12 protein-coding genes and 1 riboswitch are annotated in these 15879 nt (G+C 71.9%); of the genes, 6 read left to right on the top strand and 6 right to left on the bottom strand.

Going from position 1 to position 15879, the window contains the following annotated elements; all coding sequences use genetic code 11:
- Positions 1 to 5 precede the first annotated feature (5 nt).
- Positions 6 to 782, bottom strand: a complete 777-nt coding sequence (locus FHR36_RS03850; RefSeq protein ID WP_253793753.1) for an enhanced serine sensitivity protein SseB — start codon at positions 780 to 782, stop codon at positions 6 to 8.
- A gap of 143 nt (positions 783 to 925) precedes the next feature.
- Positions 926 to 1029: riboswitch (glycine riboswitch) on the top strand.
- Between the two features lie 149 nt (positions 1030 to 1178).
- Here FHR36_RS03850 and gcvT point away from each other — a divergent pair.
- The 5 genes from gcvT (at position 1179) to FHR36_RS03825 (ending at position 6821) form a co-directional block, all read left to right on the top strand.
- Positions 1179 to 2297: a glycine cleavage system aminomethyltransferase GcvT gene (gene gcvT, locus FHR36_RS03845; protein ID WP_253793751.1), complete on the top strand. Its 1119-nt coding sequence runs from the start codon at positions 1179 to 1181 to the stop codon at positions 2295 to 2297.
- A 103-nt stretch (positions 2298 to 2400) separates the two neighbouring features.
- Positions 2401 to 2775 carry a glycine cleavage system protein GcvH gene (gene gcvH, locus FHR36_RS03840; protein WP_253793749.1) on the top strand — a complete coding sequence of 125 codons (375 nt, stop codon included), beginning with the start codon at positions 2401 to 2403 and terminating at the stop codon, positions 2773 to 2775.
- An 81-nt stretch (positions 2776 to 2856) separates the two neighbouring features.
- Positions 2857 to 4125 carry a serine hydroxymethyltransferase gene (locus FHR36_RS03835; RefSeq protein WP_253793747.1) on the top strand — a complete coding sequence of 423 codons (1269 nt, stop codon included), beginning with the start codon at positions 2857 to 2859 and terminating at the stop codon, positions 4123 to 4125.
- A 138-nt stretch (positions 4126 to 4263) separates the two neighbouring features.
- Positions 4264 to 5631 (top strand): L-serine ammonia-lyase, encoded by a 1368-nt coding sequence (locus FHR36_RS03830; RefSeq protein ID WP_253793745.1) that lies wholly within the window; start codon positions 4264 to 4266, stop codon positions 5629 to 5631.
- Positions 5632 to 6038: 407 nt separating this feature from the next.
- Entirely contained in the window at positions 6039 to 6821 is a 783-nt protein-coding gene (locus tag FHR36_RS03825; RefSeq protein ID WP_253794712.1) for a S1 family peptidase, read from the top strand.
- Between the two features lie 334 nt (positions 6822 to 7155).
- On the opposite strand, the gene FHR36_RS03820 is transcribed toward FHR36_RS03825, so the two are convergent.
- The 4 genes from FHR36_RS03820 to FHR36_RS03805 form a co-directional block, all read right to left on the bottom strand.
- On the bottom strand, positions 7156 to 7656 hold the full coding sequence (locus FHR36_RS03820) for an ATP-binding protein (protein ID WP_253793743.1): 501 nt from the start codon (positions 7654 to 7656) through the stop codon (positions 7156 to 7158).
- 173 nt (positions 7657 to 7829) lie between these two features.
- Positions 7830 to 9029, bottom strand: coding sequence for a L,D-transpeptidase (locus FHR36_RS03815; protein WP_253793742.1), 1200 nt, complete (start codon positions 9027 to 9029; stop codon positions 7830 to 7832).
- Positions 9030 to 9222: 193 nt separating this feature from the next.
- The gene (locus FHR36_RS03810) at positions 9223 to 10488 is read right to left on the bottom strand and encodes a L,D-transpeptidase (RefSeq protein WP_253793741.1); all 1266 of its coding nucleotides are present in this window, start codon (positions 10486 to 10488) and stop codon (positions 9223 to 9225) included.
- A gap of 136 nt (positions 10489 to 10624) precedes the next feature.
- Positions 10625 to 11863: a L,D-transpeptidase gene (locus FHR36_RS03805; protein WP_253793740.1), complete on the bottom strand. Its 1239-nt coding sequence runs from the start codon at positions 11861 to 11863 to the stop codon at positions 10625 to 10627.
- Positions 11864 to 12087: 224 nt separating this feature from the next.
- On the opposite strand from FHR36_RS03805, the gene glgX reads away from it, so the two are divergent.
- The gene (gene glgX / locus FHR36_RS03800) at positions 12088 to 14319 is read left to right on the top strand and encodes a glycogen debranching protein GlgX (RefSeq protein ID WP_253793739.1); all 2232 of its coding nucleotides are present in this window, start codon (positions 12088 to 12090) and stop codon (positions 14317 to 14319) included.
- A 17-nt stretch (positions 14320 to 14336) separates the two neighbouring features.
- On the opposite strand, the gene FHR36_RS03795 is transcribed toward glgX, so the two are convergent.
- Positions 14337 to 15755 carry a family 2B encapsulin nanocompartment shell protein gene (locus FHR36_RS03795; RefSeq protein WP_253793738.1) on the bottom strand — a complete coding sequence of 473 codons (1419 nt, stop codon included), beginning with the start codon at positions 15753 to 15755 and terminating at the stop codon, positions 14337 to 14339.
- Positions 15756 to 15879 lie beyond the last annotated feature (124 nt).

Raw genomic sequence — 15879 nt, 5'->3', positions numbered from 1 at the left:
GGTGGTCACTGCCGGACGTAGAAGGGCTGCACCCGGGTCAGCAACCAGTCGACCACCGGGTCCGCCGCCACGTCGAGCAGCACCAGGTGGACGCCCCAGCTCGGCGGGGCGGTTCCCAGGGCGCGGCCGAGCGCCAGGTTGACCTCGGCCGGGTCGGCGGGCGCCGCCGGGTCCAGCTGGACGGCGACGTACAGCAGGGTCGGCTCACCCTCCACCCGGGCCAGCGCCCGGCGGGCGGTCAACACGCCCGGCAGTGCGGCAAGTTCGCCGGTGACGGCGGCCAGGAAGGCGAACGGCTCCTGGTGCGCCTCGGGCTCCTTCAGCACCACGCGGGCGCCCTCCGGCACGGCCTCGGCGCCGTCCCCGGACCAGCGGTCGCCGCGCGGCCCGCGCCGCAGCTCGCCGACGCCCTCCGGCGGCACCGGGATGCCCACCGGCGCCTCGGGGTTGACCGCGATGCCGATGCCCAGCGGCAGGCCGCGGGCGAACTCCCACATCGGGGCGACCGCGAACGCCATGCCCGGCGCGTGCTGCAGGAACTGCTCCTGGGAGGAGAAGACCGGGACGTACGGTGCACCGGCCAGCTCGATCGTCGGCAGGTCCAGCGAGCCGCCCTGCGGGTCGGCGCCGGACGGCAGCGGGATCCACACCTGGCTGCGGCCGAGCACCTCGATCACCCGGGGCGTCGCCCCGGGATCGCCCAGGGCCGCGGTCAGCACCTGCTCCAGCTCGTTGGCCGGCCAGCCGCCGCCCTGCAGCGCCTCACCCACCGGGAATCCCATCGACCACCCCTCCTGAACCGCTCCTGTCCAGAAGGGTAGCGGTCGGCGCGCGGCCGACCCCGCACGCGCACGATTCGGACCCCACTCCCCTTGCGGGCCCGCGGCATGCCATGATGTGCGCGCCGAACTTCATACTGGCCGCTCGAACCCGTGCGGGAGAGCCGGAACGCCCTTGACCGGGCGCGACCGGCGCCGAAGGAGCAAGTCCTCCCCGGAATCTCTCAGGCCCCCATACCGCACGGGCGAGGCACATCTGGAAAGTGGACACGGCCGCGCCGTGCGCCCACCCACGGTGCAAGCCGCCATCCTTGGATGCGGTGAAGCTCTCAGGTTGTGACGACAGACGGGGAGACTCCACCCCCGCATGCCCTTTCGCTGCCAAGGAGCTCTGCCGTCATGTCCCTCCGCCTCACCGCGCTCGACGCACTGCACCGCTCTCTCGGTGCCACCATGACCGACTTCGCCGGCTGGGACATGCCGCTGCGCTACGGCAGCGAGCGCGAGGAGCACATCGCGGTCCGCACCAAGGCCGGCCTGTTCGACCTCTCGCACATGGGCGAGATCACCGTCTCGGGCCCGCAGGCCGGCGAGTTCCTCGACCACGCCCTGGTCGGCTTCATCTCCGCGCTCGGCGTGCTGCGCGCCCGCTACACCATGATCTGCCGCGAGGACGGCGGCATCCTGGACGACCTGATCGTCTACCGCACCGCGGAGAACGAGTACATGGTGGTCGCCAACGCCTCCAACGCCCAGGTGGTGCTGGACGCGCTGACCGAGCGCACCGGCGGCTTCGACGTGCAGGTCCGCGACGACCGCGACGCGTACGCCCTGCTCGCCGTCCAGGGCCCGGAGGCCAACGGCATCCTCGCCTCGGTGACCGACGCCGACCTGCCCGGTCTGAAGTACTACGCCCTGCTGCCCGCCACGGTGGCCGGCAAGGACGTCTGGCTGGCCCGCACCGGCTACACCGGCGAGGACGGCTTCGAGATCTTCTGCGCCCCGGCCGACGCCGAGCACCTGTGGACCGCCCTCACCGAGGCCGGCGCCGACAAGGGCCTGGTGCCGTGCGGCCTGTCCTGCCGCGACACGCTGCGCCTGGAGGCCGGCATGCCGCTGTACGGCCACGAGCTGACCACCGAGCTGACCCCGTTCGACGCCGGCCTCGGCCGCGTGGTGCGCTTCGACAAGACCACCAACGGCGGCGAGTTCGTCGGCCGCAAGGCGCTGGAGGCGGCCGCCGCCCAGGCCGAGGCCAAGGCGCCGCGCAAGCTGGTCGGCCTGGTCTCCGAGGGCAAGCGGGTGCCGCGCGCCGAGTACACCGTGGTCTCCACCGAGGGCGCCCCGATCGGCACCATCACCTCCGGCTCCCCCTCCCCGACCCTGGGCAAGCCGATCGCCATCGCGTACGTGGACGCCGCCCACGCCGAGCCGGGCACCGCGGTCGCGGTCGACGTGCGCGGCAAGCACGAGCCGGTCGAGGTCGTCGCGCTGCCGTTCTACAAGCGCGCCCGCTGACCCCGCCGCGGCTCCTCCCGAACGCCTTCCCGACGTTCCCCCCGCCCGGTCCGCTCAGCGGACGGCTCCGCCCTACCCTCTTGCGATCCTGGAGAATGACGTCATGAGCAACCCCACGCACCTGCAGTACACCAAGGAGCACGAGTGGCTGACCGCCGCTGAGGACGGTGTCTCGACCGTCGGCATCACCGCCCACGCCGCCGACGCCCTCGGCGACATCGTCTACGTCCAGCTCCCGGAGGTCGGCGACACCGTGACCGCGGGTGAGACCTGTGGCGAGCTCGAGTCCACCAAGTCGGTCAGCGACCTCTACTCCCCCGCCACCGGCGAGGTCACCGAGGTCAACCAGGCCGTCGTCGACGAGCCGGCCCTGGTGAACGCCGAGCCCTTCGAGGGCGGCTGGCTCTTCAAGGTCCGCGTCGAGGCCACCGACGAGCTGCTCGGCGCCGACGAGTACACCGCCTTCATCGGCGCCTGACCCGACGCGCGTTCCCGGGGGCGGCCGCAGCGCGGCGGCCGCCCCGCCTCCCGCCCACCGCCCCACGGGGAGATCCACCTCATGACGGTTCTGAACCAGTCCCTGCACGCGCTCGACCCGGAGATCGCCGCCGCGGTCGACGCCGAGCTGCACCGCCAGCAGACCACCCTCGAAATGATCGCCTCCGAGAACTTCGCCCCGGTGGCGGTCATGGAGGCCCAGGGGTCGGTGCTGACCAACAAGTACGCCGAGGGCTACCCCGGCCGCCGCTACTACGGCGGCTGCGAGCACGTCGACGTGGTCGAGCAGATCGCCATCGACCGCATCAAGGAGCTGTTCGGCGCCGAGCACGCCAACGTCCAGCCCCACTCCGGTGCGCAGGCCAACGCCGCCGCGATGTTCGCCCTGATCCAGCCGGGCGACACCATCCTGGGCCTCAACCTGGCCCACGGCGGTCACCTGACCCACGGCATGAAGATCAACTTCTCCGGCAAGCTCTACAACGTGGTCGCGTACCACGTCGACGAGAAGACCGGCCAGGTCGACATGGCCGAGGTCGAGCGCCTCGCCAAGGAGCACCAGCCCAAGCTGATCATCGCCGGCTGGTCCGCCTACCCCCGCCAGCTGGACTTCGCCGAGTTCCGCCGCGTCGCGGACGAGGTCGGCGCCCTGCTGATGGTCGACATGGCCCACTTCGCCGGCCTGGTCGCCGCCGGTCTGCACCCCTCGCCGGTGCCGTACGCGGACGTGGTCACCACGACCACCCACAAGACCCTGGGCGGCCCGCGCGGCGGCGTCATCCTCTCCAAGGCCGAGCACGCCAAGAAGATCAACTCGGCGGTCTTCCCCGGCCAGCAGGGCGGCCCGCTGGAGCACGTGATCGCCGCCAAGGCCGTGGCCTTCAAGGTCGCCGCCTCGGAGGAGTTCAAGGAGCGCCAGCAGCGCACCCTCGACGGCGCCAAGATCCTCGCCGAGCGCCTGCTCAAGGAGGACGTGGCCGGTTCCGGCGTCTCGGTCCTGTCCGGGGGCACCGACGTGCACCTGGTCCTGGTCGACCTGCGCAACAGCGAGCTGAACGGCCAGGACGCCGAGGACCGCCTGCACGAGGTCGGCATCACGGTCAACCGCAACGCCGTCCCGAACGACCCGCGCCCGCCGATGGTCACCTCCGGCCTGCGCATCGGCACCCCGGCCCTGGCCACCCGCGGCTTCCAGGCCGAGGACTTCCGCGAGGTCGCCGACGTCATCGCCGAGACCCTGCTGCCGGGCTTCGACGAGGCCAAGGCCGAGGCGCTCAAGGCCCGCGTCACCGCGCTGGCCGCCAAGCACCCGCTCTACCCCGAGCTGTAACCCGGTGGGTGACGGGCCTCACCCGGCCCGTCACCCCCGCTTTCCGGGGCACCGCGCACACTGGAACACGTGCGTGCGGTGCCCCGTCCCATGCACCGCCCCAGTTCGTCCCACGAGACCAGACAAGGACGTCACCCCGTGGCCATCAGCGTGTTCGACCTCTTTTCCATCGGCATCGGGCCGTCCTCCTCGCACACCGTCGGACCGATGCGCGCCGCCCGGATGTTCGCCCGGCGCCTGAAGTCCGAGGGCCTGCTGACCGAGGTCGCCTCGCTCCGCGCCGAGCTGTACGGCTCGCTCGGCGCCACCGGCCACGGCCACGGCACGCCCAAGGCGGTGCTGCTCGGTCTGGAGAACAACTCGCCCCGGACGGTCGACGTCGACCGGGCCGACCAGGACGTGGAGCGGATCCGCGCCGAGAAGCGGATCAACCTGCTCGGCCTGCACGAGATCCCGTTCGACCCCGACACCCAGCTGGTCCTGCACCGGCGCAAGGCGCTGCCGTACCACGCCAACGGCATGACCCTGTGGGCCTTCGCCGCCGACGGCTCCACCCTGCTGGAGAAGACCTACTACTCGGTCGGCGGCGGCTTCGTGGTCGACGAGGACGCCATCGGCGCCGACCGGGTCGTCCCCGACGACACCCAGCTGCGCTACCCCTTCCGCACCGGCGAGGAGCTGCTGCGGCTCACCCGGGAGACCGGCCTGTCCATCTCCGGCCTGATGCTGGAGAACGAGAAGGCCTGGCGCAGCGAGGCGGAGATCCGCGCCGGGCTGCTGGAGATCTGGGCCGTGATGCAGGAGTGCGTGGCGGCCGGCATGGCCCGCGAGGGCATCCTGCCGGGCGGGCTGAAGGTCCGCCGCCGGGCGGCCGCCGGGGCCCGGGCGCTGCGCGCCGAGGGCATCGGCCCGGCCAACGCGATGGAGTGGGTCACCCTCTACGCGATGGCGGTCAACGAGGAGAACGCCTCCGGCCGCCGGGTGGTCACCGCACCGACCAACGGCGCCGCCGGCATCATCCCGGCCGTCCTGCACTACTTCCTGAACTTCATCCCGGGCGCCGACGACGACGGCATCGTCCGCTTCCTGCTCGCCGCGGGCGCGATCGGCATGCTCTTCAAGGAGAACGCCTCCATCTCCGGCGCCGAGGTCGGCTGCCAGGGCGAGGTGGGCTCCGCCTGCTCGATGGCCGCGGGCGGCCTCGCCGAGGTCCTCGGCGGCACCCCCGAGCAGGTCGAGAACGCCGCCGAGATCGGCATCGAGCACAACCTCGGCCTCACCTGCGACCCGGTCGGCGGTCTGGTCCAGATCCCCTGCATCGAGCGCAACGGCATGGCCTCCGTCAAGGCGGTCACCGCGGCCCGGATGGCCCTGCGCGGCGACGGTCGGCACCACGTCTCCCTCGACAAGGCGATCAAGACTATGAAGGAGACCGGCGCCGACATGAAGATCAAGTACAAGGAGACCTCGCGCGGCGGCCTCGCCGTCAACGTCATCGAGTGCTGAGTTCAGGCGCTCCGGCCCGCTGTTCAGCGCCCGTTTCGGCGGGCACTGCCCAGCAGGTGATCGGGGCCCGGCCGCAGGCGTTCGCGCAGCGGCCGGGCCTCGATGCGTTTCCCCACGACGGCATGCGGTGACGGACCGTCAGTCTCCTTGCGTGCCTGCGTACTCGTCATGCGGCGCCGGTTAGGGATACGTATTTCAGCCGTCCCTTATTGGCCGGCCGAGGTCGCGGCAGGAATTCTCGGAGTTGTCAGGTGCGCCTCACGCGCAGCACTCGTCAGAGCCGGCCGGTTCACGCTCAACCTGCTCGATGCGCGTGCGGAGTCACCTGGTTCACGTGCCGATCCACGCCGCCGAGGCGTCGGATCCCCCTACCCGCGAATGGAAGCGCGTTGACCCTGCTGCGCAAGATGCCCGCACCCCGACGAGCGCTGGCCGCCAGTGCCGTCGCCCTCGCCGCCTTCTCCCTCCAGCCGGTCGCCCAGGCCGCCGCCGAGCCGGCGCCCTTCGCCGACCGCAGCCCCGCCGTGGTCGGCGGAACCCGGGCCGCCGAGGGCGAGTTCCCGTTCATGGTCCGGCTGTCGATGGGCTGCGGCGGCGCCCTCTACAAGAAGGACGTCGTGCTCACCGCCGCGCACTGCGTCGGCGAGACCCGCGACGAGACCAGGATCACCGTCACCGCCGGCAGCGTCGACCTCCGGTCGGGCAAGGCCGTCTCCATCCAGTCCACCAAGGTGTTCGAGGCCCCGGGCTACACGGGGTGGGGCAAGGACTGGGCACTGATCAAGCTCGCGAAGCCCTTCAACCTGCCCACCCTGCCCATCGCCACCAACGGGAAGTACGACAAGGGCGATTTCACCATCGCCGGCTGGGGCGACGACGGGAGCGGCGACCAGCAACGTTACCTGCGCAAGGCGACCGTCCCGTTCGTGGACGACGCGACCTGCGGGAAGGAGTACCCGGACAACCTCGTGCCCAGCGACGAGATCTGCGCCGGTCGCCTGGGAGGCAGTGTCAACTCCTGCCCGGGCGACTCGGGCGGGCCGATGTTCCGCAAGGACGACTCCGGCAAGTGGATCGAGGTCGGCATCGTCAGCTGGGGCGCGGGTTGCGCCGCTCCGGGCTACCCGGGCGTGTACACCCAGGTGTCCCATTTCGCCGCCGACATAGCGCGCGCGGCCAACAGCCTCTGAGCTGCCCGCCCCGGGGGCAGGCCGGCCCGCCCGGCACGGCGCCGCTCGTTGCCGCGCGCGGCGTGCCGATCGGGCCACCCGGGGCGGAAACCTCGGATGCGAAGGTGAACTCGACCACAGACCTTCGGATCCAATTTGTTTCACCCGGTGAGACCGTGCGATAGTCGAATAAGTCGGGCACATCGCCCACGATCCACGGCCTCCCTGACCCGGTTCGGCCGTTCCATCGCGCGGCACGCACCCCCCTGGCCTGCGCGGTGACACCGCAGGGGCCCCCAGACCACACGATCGGTGGACGGGGGCCCCGCATGGTTTTCCGGGCCCGGTACGGGCCTCAGGCGGCCCGCTCGCGGACCTTCAGCTCGAACCAGACGCCCTTGCCGCGGGGCAGCAGGTCGGCGCCCCAGCGGTCGGCGACGGCATCGACGATCCGCAGGCCGTTGCCGCTCTCGTAGCCGGCCTCGTTGGCGAGGATCAGACAGGGCAGCGCCCGTGAGGAGTCCCGCACCTCGACCCGGATCCAGCCGGGCCGCCGGTGCAGGCGCAGTCCGACCATCCGCCCACCGGCGTGCCGGACCGCGTTGGCGACGATTTCGCCGGTGAGTAACTCGGCCGCCTCCAGATGCTGCTGGAGCCCCCACAGCCGCAGGACGGCGAGCACCACCCGGCGGGCCACCCCGGCCGACTCGGGCCGGGAGGGCAGCGGCACCTCCCGCGGCACGGCGGGATCGCGGAGCAGCGCGGTGTAGTCGCGCTCCATCTCCGCCGCCGTCAGCTTCTCCAGATCCGCCAGCACCACGTGTTCGCCGGCCGCCGACGGATCGTCATCTTCCAAACGGGCCAACTGATGTGCCACCAGAGTCGCTTCGCCGATTCCCGCCATGCGCCCCATCATTGCGGAACGCGAGCGGGTGCGTACGGACAATGACCAAACGATCACTATTCAGGTGGCATATGCCGCCCGCAACCGAACGGACGGCCGGACGCCCGCGGCGTCCGGCCCGCGTCCTACCAGGAGCCCCAGGCGACGTTCCAGCCACCGAGACCGTTGTCCGCGGAGACCGTGTCCCCCTTGGAATTCACCACCGTGACCACGTCACCGACCATCGAGGACTGGTAGAACTTGCCCGCGCGGGAGCTGTCGCTGCCGCCCTGGGTGTCCTGGACGCCGATGCAGCCGTGGCTGGCGTTGGAGTTGCCGATGGCGCTGCTCCAGTAGTTGCCGTGCACGTACGTGCCCGAGTCCGTCAACCTGATGGCGTGCGGAACCACCAGGTCGTACTCGTCGCCGGAACCCGGAGAGGTGACGCCGTTGGACGTCATCCGGGTGGTGCCCTCCATCGCCTCGACCACCATCGAGCCGTTCCAGGTGTCGAAGCCCGCCTTGCCGGCGGTGAACGGGACCGAGTCGATCTGCTGGCCGTCGCGGACCACGGTCATCCGGTGGGTGTTGATGTCGGCGGTGGAGACCTGGGAGCGGCCGATGGTGAACGGCTCGTCGTGGTCGACCCCGCCGTACACGCCGGGCGCCACCTCGACGCTCTTCAGCCGGTACTTGACGGTCACCTTGGTGCCCGGGGTCCAGTACTTCTCGGGGCGGAAGTCGACCCGCTGGTCGCCGAACCAGTGGCCCTTGACCACGGTGCCGTCGGACGCCTCGAAGGTGATGCCCTTGACCACCGCGTCCTTGTCCTTGACCGGCCGCTGGAAGGTGAGCGAGACGATCATGCCGACGCCGTAGGTCTCGTTGTCGGTGATGTTGTCGTGCGCGCCGGCGTCCTTGGCCGGGGTGAGGGTGGTGAAGCCGCTCTCGGCGGCGGTGGCGACGCCCTGGGCGTCCACGGCCTGGGCGTTCACCTTGTAGTCGGTGGAGACGTCCAGGGTGCCGGTGGGGAGCCAGCTGAGGCCGTCCGCGGCGACGGCGCCGGGCACCTCCTTGCCGTCCGGGCCGGTCACCTTGACGGTGGTCAGCTTGCCGCTGGCCACCGAGACCTTGAGCGCGCCGGCCGGCTTGACGTCCTTGGTGCCGTTGGCGGGCTCGATGGAGACCACCGCCGCCGAGACGGTCGGCTTGGCCGGCGCCGCGATCTTCGCGGCGGCGGCGCCGCTGTCGCCGCCCTTGTCCTTCGTCCCACCGGCACTGCACCCGGTCACCGCCATCAGCACCAGGGCGCCTCCGAGCGCCCCCACCGCGAGGCCCCTGCGCATCGACTTCACGTTCCCCAACTCCCCACACGGTCGCTACGACGGCCGCGCGGGCGATCCACCCCGGTCCGTCAGCTCATAACACGGTCTACCCAAGCGGGAAGTTGCATAGCGAACGTCGTGATTCGGTCACGAACGCAGAACGGCCCGGCGGCTCCGAGGAGCGGCCGGGCCGTGCTGGCTCAACGAGCCGGGGTCACCACTGGCTCCAGGGCAGCGTCCAGCCGCTCAGGCCGTTGTCCGGCGAGACCGTCTGGCCCTTGGAGTTCTTGATCGTCACGACGTCGCCGATCATCGAGGCGGCGAAGAACTTGCCGGCCGTCGAGCTGTCGTCGCCACCCTTGCCGTCCTGCATCGAGATGCAGCCGTGGCTGGCGTTGGACTTGCCGAAGGCGTTGCCCCAGTAGTTGCCGTGCACGTACGTGCCCGAGGCGGTCAGCCGCATCGCGTGCGGCACGTCCGGGACGTCGTACTCCTCGCCCTTGACGTTGGCCACGGTGGCGGAGTTCATCCGGGTCACCTTCTCCTTGCCGGAGATGACCATGGTGCCGTTCCACGACGGGTTGTCGTCGTTGCCCGCGGTGATCGGGATCTGCTGGGTGGAGCCGTCGCCCTTCTTGACCGTCATCATGTGGCTGCCGGCGTCGGCCACCGACACCTGGTAGCGGCCGATGGTGAACGGCTCGTCCTTGTCCACGTCGCCGTAGACGCCGGGCGAGATCTCGACGTTCTTCAGGTGGTACTTGACGGTCACCTTGGTGCCGGGCTTCCAGTACTCCTGCGGACGGAAGTCCAGGCGCTGGGTGCCGAACCAGTGGCCCTTGGCCACGGTGCCGTCGGAGCCCTCGACGGTGATGCCCTTGAGCACCGCGTCCTTGTTCTTCACCGACTTGCTGAACGCCACCGAGACGATCATGCCGACACCGTAGGTGCCGTTGTCGGCGATGTTGTCGTTGGTCGCGACGGTCTTGGCCGGGGTCAGCGTGGTGAAGCTGGTGGTCGACGCGGCCACCAGGCCGGCGGCGTCCTTCGCCTGGGCGTTCACCTTGTAGACCATGCCGACGGTGAGCGCCTCGCTCGGCTTCCAGCTCAGCCCGTCGGACGCGATGGTGCCGGGCACCGCCTTGCCGTTCTTGTCGGTCACCTCGACGCTGGTCAGCGTGCCGCTGGCGACGCTGACCTGCAGGCCGTCCTTGGGGGCGACATCGGTGGCCCCGTCCTGCGGGGTCACCGTCAGCTGGGCGGTCGAGGTCTTCGGCGCAGCCGGCGAGGCCGCCGACGAGCCGCCGCCACCACTGCCGCCGGCGTCGGTCGACCCGCCGCCCTTGGAACCGCTGCACGCCGCCGTCAACAGCAGCGCGCCCCCCATCAGTACGGCGACACCGGCCTGCGCCGCCCGGCCTCGCGCGGCCGTCCGCGCAGTCGTACGTATCGCGGCGTCGGCCGCCCTTACCGGCTTCACTCGGTCTGCTCCCCTCCCGGTATCCACAGCGAATACACACGCGTCTTCGCCCGGGACGGTTGCACCGGGACTCGCAGGATAACGGGCGTCTCTGAGTGAATCTTGAGCGGGAGGTGGGTGCCGGTTCCGTGAACTGTCAGCGGGGCGCGAGCGCGCTCCCCCTCACCCACTGCGACCAGGACAGGTTCCAGCCGTTCAGGCCGTTGTCGGGGGGCACCCGGTCGCCGGTGGGACCGCGCACCTCGATCACGTCGCCGACCAGGGTGTGTTCGTAGAACCAGCCGGCCGGCGCCTGGTCCCAGCCGCCCTTGGCGTCGGCCAGGCCGATGCAGCCGTGACTGGTGTTGGCGCGGCCGAAGACCTCCGGGTCGGCCCAGTAGTTGCCGTGCACGAAGGTGCCGGAGGCGGTCAGCCGCATCGCGTGCGGGACGTCCTTGATGTCGTACTCGTCACCGAGGCCGACGGTCTGCGAGTCCATCCGGGTCACCTCGAACTTCTCCGAGACCACCATCGCGCCCAGGTAGGTGGCGTGCTCCGGGCTGCCGCCGCTGATCCGCAGGGTGCGCAGCAGCCGGCCGTCCTGGCGGACCGCCATGGTGTGCGCCGCCAGGTCGACCACGCTGACCTGGGAGCGACCGACCGTGAAGTGCACGTCCTTGGACTGGGTGCCGACGTACCCGGGCGCGGCCTGGACGTCCTTCAGCCGCAGCGCCACGGTCACCCTGGTCCCGGCCGCCCAGTACGTCTCGGGCCGCAGGTCCAGGCGCTGGTCGCCGAACCAGTGCCCGACCACCGGCACCGGCGGGTCCGCGGTCACCGCGACCGCCCGCTCCACCGCCGCCCGGTCGGCGACCGGACGGGTGAAGCGCAGCGAGACCGGCATGCCGACGCCGACCGTCGAACCGTCCTCCGGGGTGAAGAAGGCGACGAAGGTGCGCTCGGGGGTCCGGGTGGTGAAGGCGGTGTGCTGGGCGGCGCGCAGCCCGGACGCGTCCTCGGCGACCACGTCCAGGGTGTACGCGGTGGCCGGGGCCAGCCGGGCGCCCGGCGTCCACCCGGTGCCGTCCGGGGCCGCGGTGCCGGCCACCGGGGTGCCCCGGTCGTCGGCCAGGCGGACCTGGACCAGCCGTCCCTGCGCCACGGCGACCCGGACCGCGCCCTCCAGCGGGACCTCCTGGGCACCGTCGGCCGGCGCGGTGGTCAGCTGCGCCCGGGAGACCGGCGGGCTCGGCGGGGCGCCGTCCATGCTCAGCGCCGTGCCCGCGGCCGCCGGGCCGCCCGGCGCGGGACCAGGGCCCGGTCCCGTGCAGCCGGCCAGCAGGACCAGCCCGAACGCCGCCGCCCGCCGTGCCCAGACCCGTACTCCTGGGCGCATCCCGGTCCTCCCGCGTGATCCCGGTCCGGCCGGTGCCGGCCGGTGTCGCACCGTCCAACGACCACCCGCGGTGACGGACACGAGTGAACGTTTCACCCGCCGGCTCCGGAGACCGACCGGGTGATCACCCTGCGTCACGACCCGGTCGGGCGGGTGACGACCGCCTCCGATCAGGGAAACAAGAGGAGGACGGGGACGGGCCCCCGGATGGCTGGGAGGGTGCCATGACGGCATGGCGGGAGCTGGGAACGGGCGCGGCCCGGGGCGTCGGGCACGCCCCGGCCGCCGCACTGAACGGCACGGCCCCCCACCCCGAACCCGCCGCGCCCTGGCCCGGCAGCTGGCAGCCGCTCGGCGCCCGCTACCGCACCGACGCCGAGGGCACCCACGGCACCAACTTCGCGCTCTGGGCGCCCGGCGCGGAGGCGGTCGAGCTCTGCCTGTTCGGCGAGGACGGGCGGGAGAGCAGACACCGCCTCGCCGAGCAGAACTTCCAGACGTGGCACGGCTACCTCCCCGGCGTCCTCCCCGGCACCCGCTACGGCTTCCGGGTGCACGGCCGCTGGGACCCGTGGACCGGCGCCCGCTGGAACCCGGCCAAGCTGCTGGTCGACCCGTACGCGAGGGCCATCGACGGCCACTACCTGGCGCACGACGCCACCTGCGCGGCGGTGCGCGGCTGGCCCGAGCGGGACGTCGCCGACACCGTCCGCGACAACCGGGACTCGGCGCCGTACGTGCCCAAGGCGGTGGTGGTCCACGACGACGACGACTGGTACGACGACCAGCGGCCGAAGACCCCGTGGGCCGAGACGGTGATCTACGAGGTGCACGTCCGCGGCTTCACCCGGCTGCACCCGGACATCCCGCCGCACCTGCGCGGCACCTACGCCGGGATGGCGCACCCGGCCGCGATCGACCACCTGGTCCGGCTCGGGGTGACCGCGGTCGAGCTGCTGCCGGTCCACCACCACGTCAGCGAGGACCACCTGCAGGCCCGCGGGCTGACCAACTACTGGGGCTACAACACCCTCGGCTTCTTCGCCCCGCACGCCGGCTACTCCGCCTCCGGCAGCCGCGGCCAGCAGGTCGGCGAGTTCAAGCGGATGGTCCGGGCGCTGCACGCGGCCGGGATCGAGGTGATCCTCGACGTGGTCTACAACCACACCGCGGAGAGCGGGGTGATGGGCCCGTCGCTGTCCTTCCGCGGCGTCGACAACGGCGGCTACTACCGCCTCGACCGCTCCCGGCGCGGCTACGCCGACTACACCGGCTGCGGCAACACCCTGGACACCCGGCAGCCGCACGTGATCCGGCTGATCACCGACTCGCTGCGGTACTGGGTCGCCGAGATGGGGGTGGACGGCTTCCGCTTTGACCTGGCCGCGGCGCTCGCCCGCGGCGGCGACGGGGTGGAGATGCACCACCCGTTCCTCGCCGCGGTCTCCCAGGACCCGCTGCTCAGCCGGGTCAAGCTGATCGCCGAGCCGTGGGACGTCGGCCCGGGCGGCTACCAGGTCGGCGGCTTCCCGCCGCTGTGGGCCGAGTGGAACGACAAGTACCGGGACACCGTCCGCGACTTCTGGCGCGGCGCGCGGCCGGACGTCCGGGAGCTCGGCTACCGGCTCTCCGGCTCCTCCGACCTCTACCAGCGCGGCGGCCGCCGCCCGTACGCCTCGGTCAACTTCGTCACCGCGCACGACGGCTTCACCCTGCGCGACCTGGTCACCTACAACCGCAAGCACAACGAGGCCAACGGCGAGGACAACCGGGACGGCACCGACGACAACCGCTCCTGGAACTGCGGCGCCGAGGGCGAGTCCGCCGATCCCGCGGTCACCGAGCTGAGGGCCCGGCAGCTGCGCAACCTGATGGCCACCCTGCTGCTCTCCACCGGGGTGCCGATGATCACCGCCGGCGACGAGCTGGGCCGTACCCAGGGCGGCAACAACAACGCGTACTGCCAGGACACCCCGGTGAGCTGGCTGGACTGGTCGCTGGCGGACCGGCCGGAGTGGCGCTCGCTGCTGGAGCTGACCGCGCGGCTGATCCGGCTGCGCCGGGCGCACCCGGTGCTGCGGCAGCGGGCGTTCTTCTCCGGCCGGGCCACCGCCCCGAACGGGCAGCGGGACCTGGCCTGGTTCGCCCCGTCCGGCCGGGAGATGACCGAGGCCGACTGGTTCGCCCCGGGCCACGCGCTGGGCATGCTGCTGTCGGGCGCGGCGATGTCGGAGCGCGACCAGCACGGCTGCGCCGTCCGTGACGACAGCTTCCTGCTGCTGCTCAACGGCGGCCACGAGCCGGCGGAGTTCACCCTCCCCGGCGAGCCCTGGGCCTCCGCCTGGGAGACCGTGGTGGACACCGCCCTGCCCGGCGAACCGGACGCCGCCCACCGCGCCCTGGAGGGGGTGCCGCTGGGCGCGCGCTCGCTGCTCCTGCTGCGGGCGCGCACCTAGCGGGGCGGGGGCCGGGGTCAGCCGCGCGGGCGGGAGATCTCGACGTTCTCCAGCACGCCGATGGCGTCCGGCACCAGGATCGCGGCGGAGTAGTACGTGGAGACCAGGTAGTTGACGACCGCCTTGTCGTCGATGCCCATGAAGCGGACGTTGAGGCCGGGCTCGACCTCGTCCGGGATGCCGATCTGGGTCAGCCCGACCACGCCCTGGTTGTCCTCGCCGGTGCGCATCGCGATCATCGAGGTCGAGTGGCCGCCGACCACCGGGATCTTGCCGCAGGGGTAGATCGGGACGCCCCGCCAGGCGGGCACGTGGTGGCCGCCGAACTCGGCGGTGGAGAAGTAGACCCCGCGCCGGTTGCACTCGCGGCCGAACGCGGCGATCGCCTTCGGGTGGGCGAAGATCGCGTCGGTGTCGCGGCGCATCGCGAGCAGCTCGTCCAGGTCGTCCGGGGTGGGCGGGCCGGAGTGGGTCTGGATCCGCTGGTCGAAGGCGCAGTTGGCGAGCAGCCCGAAGTCCTGGTTGTTGACCAGCTCGTGCTCCTGGCGCTCGCGCAGCGCCTCGACGGTGAGCTTCAGCTGCTCCTCGGTCTGGTTCATCGGGTGGTTGAACAGGTCGGCGACCCGGCTGTGCACCCGCAGCACGGTCTGGGCGACGCTCAGCTCGTACTCGCGCGGCGCCAGCTCGTAGTCCACGAAGGTGCTGGGCAGCGCGTACTCGCCCTCGTGCCCGGCGGACATCCCGATCTCGGCCTCGCCGTGCGCGTTCTGCGGGTGCCGGACGCCCTCGACGTAGCGGTCGATCTGGGCGCGCAGCGCCGGGGAGCGCCCCGCCAGCTCCCGGAACGCCGACCAGGAAAGGGTCAGCACGGTGCCGGCGGTGACCGCCCGGACGCTGTAGGGCCAGCGGTTGTCCTCGACGGTCAGCGCCTCGTCGCCGATCGGCTCGCCGTCGGCGTGCACGGCGAGGACCGTGGTGTCGCCGTACTTGCCGGTGCCGATCCGCTCCAGCTTGCCGTGGGCGATCAGGAACACCTCGGAGATCTCGGCGCCCTCCTCTACCAGCACCTGGCCTGCGGCGACGTCGCGCTGGACGAAGCGGCCGGCCAGCTCGCCGAGCACGCCGTCGTCGACGAAGCCGCGCAGCACCGGCAGCTCGCACAGGGTGGGCGCGACCACCCTGACCTCGCGGCCGGTCTTGACGAAGCCGACCCGGCCCCGCCCGACCGCGTGGCTGAGGCGCCGGTTGACCCGGTACGTGCCGGCCTTGACGTGCACCCAGGGGAGCTTGCGCAGCAGCCAGCGGGAGCTGATCTCCTGCATCTGGGGCTTGGACTTGGTCGTGGTGGCGAGGTTCCTCGCCGCGACCGTGCTGAGGCTGAGCTGCGCGCGTACCTCGACGTGGGTCCCGGGCGCGGGCTCGGTCTCGACCGTCATGCGTCTCTCCTGGTGCTCCGGTGATCGGCTTCGTCACTGATCCGTTTCGGTACAGATGGAATCGCGCCGGGACCGGTGGTACGCAAGGGGCGCCCGAGGCGCAACCGGGCCGCGGTGCGCCGGT

The organism is Kitasatospora cinereorecta, from assembly GCF_024172095.1.
Lineage (GTDB): Bacteria > Actinomycetota > Actinomycetes > Streptomycetales > Streptomycetaceae > Kitasatospora > Kitasatospora cinereorecta.
This window is presented reverse-complemented; position numbering and strand designations above follow the sequence as displayed.

Bases quoted from the DNA above. Each gene is read 5' to 3' on its own strand.
- FHR36_RS03850 (WP_253793753.1), bottom strand. From the start codon at position 782: ATGGGATTCCCGGTGGGTGAGGCGCTGCAGGGCGGCGGCTGGCCGGCC.
- gcvT (WP_253793751.1), top strand. From the start codon at position 1,179: ATGTCCCTCCGCCTCACCGCGCTCGACGCACTGCACCGCTCTCTCGGT.
- gcvH (WP_253793749.1), top strand. From the start codon at position 2,401: ATGAGCAACCCCACGCACCTGCAGTACACCAAGGAGCACGAGTGGCTG.
- FHR36_RS03835 (WP_253793747.1), top strand. From the start codon at position 2,857: ATGACGGTTCTGAACCAGTCCCTGCACGCGCTCGACCCGGAGATCGCC.
- FHR36_RS03825 (WP_253794712.1), top strand. From the start codon at position 6,039: ATGCCCGCACCCCGACGAGCGCTGGCCGCCAGTGCCGTCGCCCTCGCC.
- FHR36_RS03815 (WP_253793742.1), bottom strand. From the start codon at position 9,029: ATGCGCAGGGGCCTCGCGGTGGGGGCGCTCGGAGGCGCCCTGGTGCTG.
- FHR36_RS03805 (WP_253793740.1), bottom strand. From the start codon at position 11,863: ATGCGCCCAGGAGTACGGGTCTGGGCACGGCGGGCGGCGGCGTTCGGG.
- glgX (WP_253793739.1), top strand. From the start codon at position 12,088: ATGACGGCATGGCGGGAGCTGGGAACGGGCGCGGCCCGGGGCGTCGGG.
- FHR36_RS03795 (WP_253793738.1), bottom strand. From the start codon at position 15,755: ATGACGGTCGAGACCGAGCCCGCGCCCGGGACCCACGTCGAGGTACGC.